Annotated in this window: 4 protein-coding genes; 1 reads left to right on the forward strand and 3 read right to left on the reverse strand. The window is 66.1% G+C overall.

Annotation, left to right across the window (positions count from 1 at the left end):
* Positions 1 to 217: 217 nt before the first annotated feature.
* From Acor_RS34540 to Acor_RS34550, 3 genes are all read right to left on the reverse strand, one after another.
* Positions 218 to 2,032, reverse strand: a complete 1,815-nt coding sequence (locus Acor_RS34540; protein WP_155340974.1) for a family 43 glycosylhydrolase — start codon at positions 2,030 to 2,032, stop codon at positions 218 to 220.
* A 183-nt stretch (positions 2,033 to 2,215) separates the two neighbouring features.
* The gene (locus tag Acor_RS34545) at positions 2,216 to 3,661 is read right to left on the reverse strand and encodes a non-reducing end alpha-L-arabinofuranosidase family hydrolase (protein WP_422664853.1); all 1,446 of its coding nucleotides are present in this window, start codon (positions 3,659 to 3,661) and stop codon (positions 2,216 to 2,218) included.
* Between the two features lie 148 nt (positions 3,662 to 3,809).
* Positions 3,810 to 5,885 (reverse strand): RICIN domain-containing protein, encoded by a 2,076-nt coding sequence (locus tag Acor_RS34550; protein WP_155340976.1) that lies wholly within the window; start codon positions 5,883 to 5,885, stop codon positions 3,810 to 3,812.
* Between the two features lie 626 nt (positions 5,886 to 6,511).
* On the opposite strand from Acor_RS34550, the gene Acor_RS34555 reads away from it, so the two are divergent.
* Positions 6,512 to 7,555, forward strand: a complete 1,044-nt coding sequence (locus Acor_RS34555; protein WP_155340977.1) for a LacI family DNA-binding transcriptional regulator — start codon at positions 6,512 to 6,514, stop codon at positions 7,553 to 7,555.
* Positions 7,556 to 7,768 lie beyond the last annotated feature (213 nt).

Consider the following 7,768-nt stretch of genomic DNA (forward strand, 5'->3'; position numbering starts at 1 on the left):
GCCCACGGGGCGGGTACACAGCCGCACCGTGGACCCGACGTCTATGCGGTCGGAAAGGACGTGCCAGGATCACGAACTGGCGCAGGTGACCGTGGGGGTGGCGGGGCGCCGTTGGCGAGGAAGCCGAAGGTCGTTTATGACGGCCGCGATCGTGATCGTGACCAGTAGTGATCGGTGTCCTGGCAGTGATCGGTGTCCTGGCATGGCGCGGGTCCTGTCATTGGAAGGAGGCGTCGTCGAGGTAGAGGCCGTCGGTGCCGGCGGCCGTCTCGACGTAGAAGGAGGCGCTGGTCAGCGTGCCGGTCCAGGAGAGGGTGGCGGCGCCGGTGAGCTGGGTCCAGCCGTTGGCGTTGACCGTCTGTGCCGGGGTGAGCTGGAGGTAGCTCGTGGTGCCGCTGGCGGTGAGGGTCAGGGTCGCCTTCGCGCTGGGGGTTCCGCTCTGCGAGCGGACCCAGACGCTGGTGGTGTAGCTCCTGCCGTTGGTGAGCTGCGCGGTCACGTTCTGGTGCGGACCCTGCCAGGCAGCGGTACGGCCGGAGTTGAGCAGGGACCGGCTGCCACCGTGGGCCACATTCGTCGCCGCGGACAAGGTGCCGCCGGAGCTGGTCCAGCCCGTCGTGCCGTCTTCCATGGTGCCGTTGCTCAGCAGATTCCCGCCGCTGCCGCCGCCGGCGAACTGCCACCAGTTGACGTTGAACAGGTAGCCGCCGCCCCCGGCGAAACGCAGGTACAGGTCACGCGTGCCGGTCGCTCCGGAGACCGGGCAGGTGACCGTCGTCCAGCTCTGCCAGCCGCCGGTGCCGTTGACCGTGCAGGTGCCCACGAGGGTGCCGGTGGCGCTGCCGAGGCGGACTTCGATCCGGCCGCCGCCGGCGCCTGAGGCCACGCGGGCGGTGAACGTGGTGGCCCCGTTACCGAAGGCGACGCCCTTGACCTTGACGTAGTCGCCGTTCTCGATGAAGCCGACGTTCATGCCGCCTTCGCTGGAGGCTTCGGTCTCCACCCCGGACGACCAGGCGCTGGTTTCGGCCTCCTGCCGGACGAACGGGTCAAGGGTGCCGACCTGGGGCGGTCCCGCGGTGGTCATGTTGATGGCCGGGATGGTGCCGTCGCCGTTGTAGGTGAACTTCTCCACGGACACTGACCTGGTGTAACCGCCGCCGCCCGGCAGGGCGCCGTTGTGGTAGAAGAAGTACGATCCGCCCGCGTAGTCGATGATCCCGGCGTGGTTGGTGAAGCTGCCGCCCTGGCGGGGCATGACCGTTCCCCGGTACGTCCACGGCCCGGTGGCACTCGGAGCCGTGGAGTAGCCGATGAACTCCGAGCAGCACTCGGCGGCGAACACGTTGTAGTAGAGACCGTTACGCTTGAAGACCCAGGGCCCCTCTTCGTACAGGGTGGGCCGGCCGGCGTTGCCGTTGCGGGTGCCGAAGCCCGCCGTGGTGAGCGGGATCTGGGTCAGGCCGCCGGAGTAGGAGATCATGTCGGTGTTGAGCCGGACGTACCAGAGGCGGGGGTTGCCCCAGTACAGGTAAGCCTGGCCGTTGTCGTCGATGAGGACGTTGGGGTCGATCTCACTGTTCTCGACCAGCGGGCGGCCCAGCGCGTCACGGAACGGCCCGGTCGGGCTGTCGCCGACCGCGACGCCGATGGCCATGCCGCCGGTCGCCCGGTTCCGTACCGGGACGTACCAGTAGAACTTGCTGTTGCGGTAGGCGACGTGACCGGCCCAGGCGTTGGCGTCGGCCCAGGCGAAGGTGGCCAGGCTCATCGGGGAGCCGTGGTCGGTCCAGTTGGCCATGTCGGTGGAGGAGTAGACGCGCCAGTCGCGCATGGTGAAGTACGTCGAGCTGTCCTCGTCGTGGCCGGTGTAGAGGTAGACACGGCCGTTGTGGACGAGCGGCGCGGGATCGGCGGTGTAGATCGTCTGGACGATCGGGTTGTCGGCCTTGGCCGCTGTCGCGGGCAGCAGGGTCATGAGGCAGAGCACGCTCATGATCCAGGTCAGGCGGCGTGATGGTGCAGATCTCATGGTGATCCCTTCGACGTTGGGCCTCAGGCTGGGGAGCGTTGCCCGACCCCGCACTCGTCGCTGTGTGACATTTCCGCGTGACCCGGGCGGGCTCGGCCTTGCACCGAGCCCGCCGCGGCAGGTCCACCCGTTCCTGCTGGCGCTCGTTCGATGGGGCGCTCGGGCCGGACCTGTGTCACGTCGTCAGCGCTGTAGTGTCAGCAGGCCGGGCCGGTACGGCAGGAGGCCGTAGTCGCCGCCGGAGCTGGGGCTGCGTCCCTGGTAGAGCAGTTGCAGGTTGCAGGGGTTGATGGTCATGGTCTGGTCGGCGCTGGTGCGGATGAGTTCGCCGTGGCTGATGTCGTTGGTCCAGGTGGCGCCGCTGTTGGCCTTGCCGGCGAAGGGGTTGCTCTCGGTCGCGGCCTGCGGTGTCCATGAGCCGCCCAGGCTGGTGGCGGTGAAGGAGCGGAAGTAGCGGCCCTGTGAGCCGATCGCCTCGACGATCATGAGGTATCGGTTCTCGTTCTGGAGCTTGTAGACCTGGACGGCTTCGAACAGATTGTTGGTCGAGTCGGTCATGACCACGGTGGAGGTGCTGCCGAAGCTGCCGGGGAAGTTGCCGATGGGCATGCTGGCCCGGTAGATCCTGCCGTTGTCGCCGGCGAAGAACAGGTACATGTTGCTGCTGTCGCCGATGAGCGCCTGGTCGATGGGGCCGGTTCCGGAGTTGGTGATGCTTCCGGTGAATAGGGTCTGCTGCGCTGACCAGCCGTTGGCGTTGGTGGGGTCGCTGGAGGTCCGGTAGGAGAAGGCGGTGCTGCCCCACTGGTAGGCGAGCACCCAGATGTTGCGGGGGGCGAAGTAGAACAGCGAGGGTGCGACGGTGGCGCTGGACATCGTGTTCTGGGTGGCCGAGGCCATGTCGGACCAGTTGGTGAAGAGGCTGAAGTTCATCGAGCCCCAGCTTGTTCCCGTGTTGTGCGTGGTGGCGTAGACCAGCTGCCTGCCGTTGTAGGGGGCGACGGTGAAGTCCTTGAGCGAGACCCATCCCGACTTCGGCTGCGCCAGCGCGCCCGTCGACGTCCACCGGTACGTCGACGGAAGAGCGCACGAACCGGTCGGCGTCGGCGTCGGTGTCGGTGTCGTAGTGGGGTTGCCGCCGCCGACCTGGACGAGTTGCCACTGCTGGTTGTTGCCGCCCCAGTCGTCGTACTGGACGATGTTCGCGTTGTCGGCGGTGGAGGCGCCCTGCACTTCCAGCGCCTTGTTGCTGTGGCGCGAGATGAACCTCACGTAGCCGCCCGAGCTGTCGGCCAGCCGCCACTGCTGGTTGTTGCCGTTGCCGTCGGCCCACTGGACGATCGCGCCGCCGTTGGCGGTGGAGAAGTTGTAGACGTCGAGCACCTTGCCGCTGTGGCGGGACTTGATCCGGTAGTAGCCGCCGCCGGAGTCGACGAACTGCCACTGCTGCTGGTTCTGGTCGTTACGCGTCCACTGGGTGATCCGGGCGCCGTCGTTGGTCGCCAGGTTGTAGACGTCCAAAGCCTTGCCGCTGTTGCGGTTGACCAGGATGTACCAGGCGTTGGTGTCGACGGTTGCCGCGTTCGCCGACTGGGTGGCCACGAACAGGCTCACCAGCAGCGTGGCCACCGTCGCGAGGATGGCTAAGGGTCTGAATCTCACGTTGTGCTCCGATTCCATGGAGGGTTGTCGCTGTGTCGGCTGATCAGCCGAGCGCCGGCCGGCTCGGTTGCCTTTCTGCGTTGGGGGTGCCGGTTGCCCGGACAGCCGACATCGGTCAGGGAGTGGTGAGGTCGAAGCGGCGCACGGTCACCGCTCCGCCGAGGGCCTGGGTGGCGTAGTTGAAGATCCCGAAGCGGTAGCCCATGAAGAACTGCCAGGCGTTGTTCAACGTGAAGGCCGGGCCGAGGCTGATGAAGTTGCTGCCGTCGGTGCTGTAGGAGAAGCGGGCCTGCCGGCCGGAGCCGGGCCGGATGTCGGCGTTGACCCGCAGCCAGATACGGCCGCCGGAGATGTTCGCGCCCGCTTGTTCGGCTCCCGTGCCGGTGGTGGCCCAGCTGCTGTTCATGGTCAGTCCGCTGGTCATCACGACCCGCGTCGTGCCGTTGTCGCGTCTGACGCCGACCCAGGCCGACTGGTCACGCAACATCGCCAGCCCCGCGCGGTCACCGTTGGCCAGCTGCGCGTAGTCCAGCTCGATCGTCGCTGTGGAAGATGGCCCCTGGATGCGGTGGGTCAGGGTGTTGCGGGCGTTGTAGAGGTCGTTGGTGACCGTCGCGGTCTGCAGGCGCAGGCCGTTGCCGGTGGAGAAGCGGCTCGTGTCGGGGTTGTGGTTCCATTCCCACCGGTGGCCGAGGCTGCCCGCGGTGAAGGTGTCCGGGCCGATCATCGAGGCCACCGTGCGGTTGGTCTGGATGTTCGGCCTCGGGTAGTTCACCCCCCAGCCGCCGTTGACCGTCTGGACGGCCGGCCAGTCGCCGGCCCAGGTGATCGGTGCGAGTGCGGGAACCCGGCCGCCGGGGTAGGCGTCGACGAACGACATGTAGTACCAGTCACCGGCCTGGGTCTGCACCAGTCCGCCCTGGTGCGGGACGCCGCCTCCGGAGATCGGCCCCGGCATGTTCAGCAGGACCTGGCGCATCTCGTACGGGCCCCACGGCGACGTGGACCGGAGCACGTACTGGCCGTTGGCCGGGCGGGTGAGCCAGATGTAGTAGTAGTTGCCGCGCTTGTAGAAGCGGGCGCCCTCCAGGGTGCCGACGCTGCTCGGCGTCTGGAAGACCTGCTGGGCGCGTACCTGGCTGAGGCCGTCGGCCGAGAGCTGGGCGACGCTGATGGTGCTGTTGCCGTACGCGACGTACATGGTGTCGTTGGTGTCGATCAGCAGGCCGGCGTCGTAGTAGCAGTTGTTGATCTGCGATCGCTTGGTCCACGTGCCGTCCACGGCGGAGGCGGTGTAGACGTAGGTGCGGTTGAACTCGACGCAGCCCATCCAGTAATAGGTGCTGTTGCTCGGCCGGTAGTTGAGCGTCGAGGCCCAGATGCCTTTCACGTAGGCCCGGCCGCCGTTCAGGTCGTAGGCGTTGGAGTTGAAGTCCAGCCTCGGCACCGAGTGGCCCGCGTACTCCCAGTCGGCCAGGTTGTAGGAGCGCAGGATCGGCGCGCCCGGCGAGTAGTGCATGGTCGAGGCCGAGTAGTAGTAGGCGTCGCCGACCCGGATGATGTCGCCGTCGGCGAAGTCCTGCCAGACCACGGGGTTGGTGTAGTTGCCACCAGGGCTGGGCGTCGGCGTGGGGCTGGGGTTGCCGCCGCCGACCTGGACGAACTGCCACTGCTGGTTGTTGCCGCCCCAGTCGTCGTACTGGACGATGTTGGCGCCGTCGGCGGTGGAGGCGTTCTGCACTTCCAGCGCCTTGTTGCTGTTGCGGTTGATCAACCGCACATAGCCGCCGGAGCTGTCGGTCAGCCGCCACTGCTGGTTGGTGCCGTTGCCGTCGGTCCACTGGATGACCGCGCCGCCGTTGGCGGTGGATGCGTTCTGGACGTCCAGGACCTTGCCGGAGTGGCGGGACTTGACGCGGTAGTAGCCGCCGCCGGAGTCGACGAACTGCCACTGCTGCTGGTTGCCGTTGTTACGGGTCCACTGGGTGATGCGCCCGCCGTCGGCGGTGGACAGGTTGTAGACGTCCAAAGCCTTGCCGCTGGTGCGGTTGACCAGCACGTACCACGCGTTGACGTCGACCGTGGCCGCGTTCGCGGCCTGGGCGGTGAGAAACGCGGCCACGAGCAGCAATGACGAGAGAACGGCGAGCACGCGTCTCAGATGAACCTGGAAGTGACGGCGTAAGGACATCGGGGAGCTCCTTGGAGGCGGGGGTGAGGTGACCGGTCGTGGTCACCGCGGCACCTGGTCAGGACGTTCGTACTGTTAGCGCTAACATCAGGGCCATGAGGTAACCCTGAGAATGAAGGCGGCGGGAGCCGTCGTGCTGCAGGGGGCATTCCAACGCTCCTTGGCCAGTCGAAGGGCGGCATCCACCGAAGCTGTTATCGCTAACATTCTTGATCTCGGCTCACCATGGCCTGCTCCCGTGGGTGTGTGTCGCGGAGTAAATCCGACTGTCCGATCTGGCGTCAACGAGTCACAACCCCCGCTGACCTGGGCGGTGCTCCTGGCACGTTTCCCGGCCTGGACGTTCGTCCCCGCGGAGATCACGTCTTGTTGCCCGCGCATGTGAAAATTTCACAGAAGTTACCTGTTGGCAATCACAAATTTCTGACCGAATCCAGCTAACTTCCTCGCGGCCGTGCGGCCGTCATCGGTCAAGGGGCCTAGCCGATCAGCCAGATAGTTTCTGATCAACTTCCGATATATTTCAGTCCGGGGGCGCTCCTTCCGCTGGAAGATCGGCCGGAAAGCCGGGGGAGCAGCAGAAACGGGAGATCAAAGGCCGAAAGCGCCCTGGATAGAATTCCTGCATGACCTCGACCGAGGATGTCCCCCTGGCCGATCCGGCTCCTTCTGAAGCGCTGACCCTCGCTCAGCTCGCTGAGCTGGCCGGGGTTTCAATGGCCACCGTCTCCAAGGTTGTCAACGGCCGTTCGGAAGTCAGCTCGGAGACCCGGGCACTGGTAGAAGGCCTCATCCAGGCGCATGGGTTCCGGCGGCAACGCCGTCGTGTCAAACCGGCGGGACTGATCGAGGTCGTCTTTCACGAACTGGCCGGCGACTATCCGATAGAGATCGTCAAAGGCGTCCAGTCGGTGGCCCGGCGACATGGCCTGAGTGTGGTGATCTCGGAGCTCGGCGGTCGGCACGTGCCAGAACACCGCTGGGTCGAGGACGTGGTCAGCCGTCGACCCGCGGGTGTCATCACGGTGTTCTCCGGCCCCACGGAGGAGCAGCGCCGCCGGCTGGCCACTCTGGAGGTGCCTCTGGTCGTGCTCGATCCGGCCGGAGACCCCGGCCGAGGGGTGCCTTCGGTCGGAGCCACCAACTGGAGTGGCGGCCTGGAGGCCACCCGTCATCTTCTCGAACTCGGTCACCGCCGAATCGCAATGATCACCGGGCCTGCGTTCGCGCTCTCCAGTCGAGCCCGCCTGGACGGTTACCGGACCGCTCTGGATGCCGCCGGCGTGCCGGTCGATCCTGACCTGATCTGCCAGGGCACGTTCCGGATCGACGACGGCCTCATCCACACGCGTCGGCTGATGAAGTTGCCCGGACCGCCCAGCGCGATCTTCGCCGCCAACGACGGTGAGGCGATCGGCATCTATCACGCTGCTCACGAGCTGGGAGTACGTATCCCTGAGGATCTCAGTGTGGTCGGCTTCGACGACATGCCCTTCTGCAGATGGACCATCCCGCCGCTCACCACCGTTCGCCAGCCCCTGATCGAGATGGGCGCGACAGCGGCCACCATGTTGATCAGCCTGGCGGAGGGGGAGCCGCTCCTGCAGCGGCGCGTGGAACTGGGCACCGAAATGGTGATCCGGGGGAGCACGGCCCCCGTTGAGGCATGACCGAAACCACGCGTGGGTCTTACGTAAGTTTCTGTGGGATGAACGATTGACGAAGCTGTAACACAGCCCTACGTTGCTGGTAACGATGTTATCGCAAACAGAAGCCTCCAGGTCTGTGTCGCTCGCGCACGCCACGTTCCGACAGAAGAAGTATGCCATCTGATTGACATCTGACGTCATACGAATTACGTTTTCTCTCGATTCCTCGGAGGT

Origin of the sequence: Acrocarpospora corrugata (assembly GCF_009687845.1) — a bacterium.
Lineage (GTDB): Bacteria > Actinomycetota > Actinomycetes > Streptosporangiales > Streptosporangiaceae > Acrocarpospora > Acrocarpospora corrugata.

What these genes read in the sequence shown, in the direction of transcription:
- Acor_RS34540 (WP_155340974.1), bottom strand. Translation starts at nt 2,032, where the DNA reads ATGAGATCTGCACCATCACGCCGCCTGACCTGGATCATGAGCGTGCTC.
- Acor_RS34550 (WP_155340976.1), bottom strand. Translation starts at nt 5,885, where the DNA reads ATGTCCTTACGCCGTCACTTCCAGGTTCATCTGAGACGCGTGCTCGCC.
- Acor_RS34555 (WP_155340977.1), top strand. Translation starts at nt 6,512, where the DNA reads ATGACCTCGACCGAGGATGTCCCCCTGGCCGATCCGGCTCCTTCTGAA.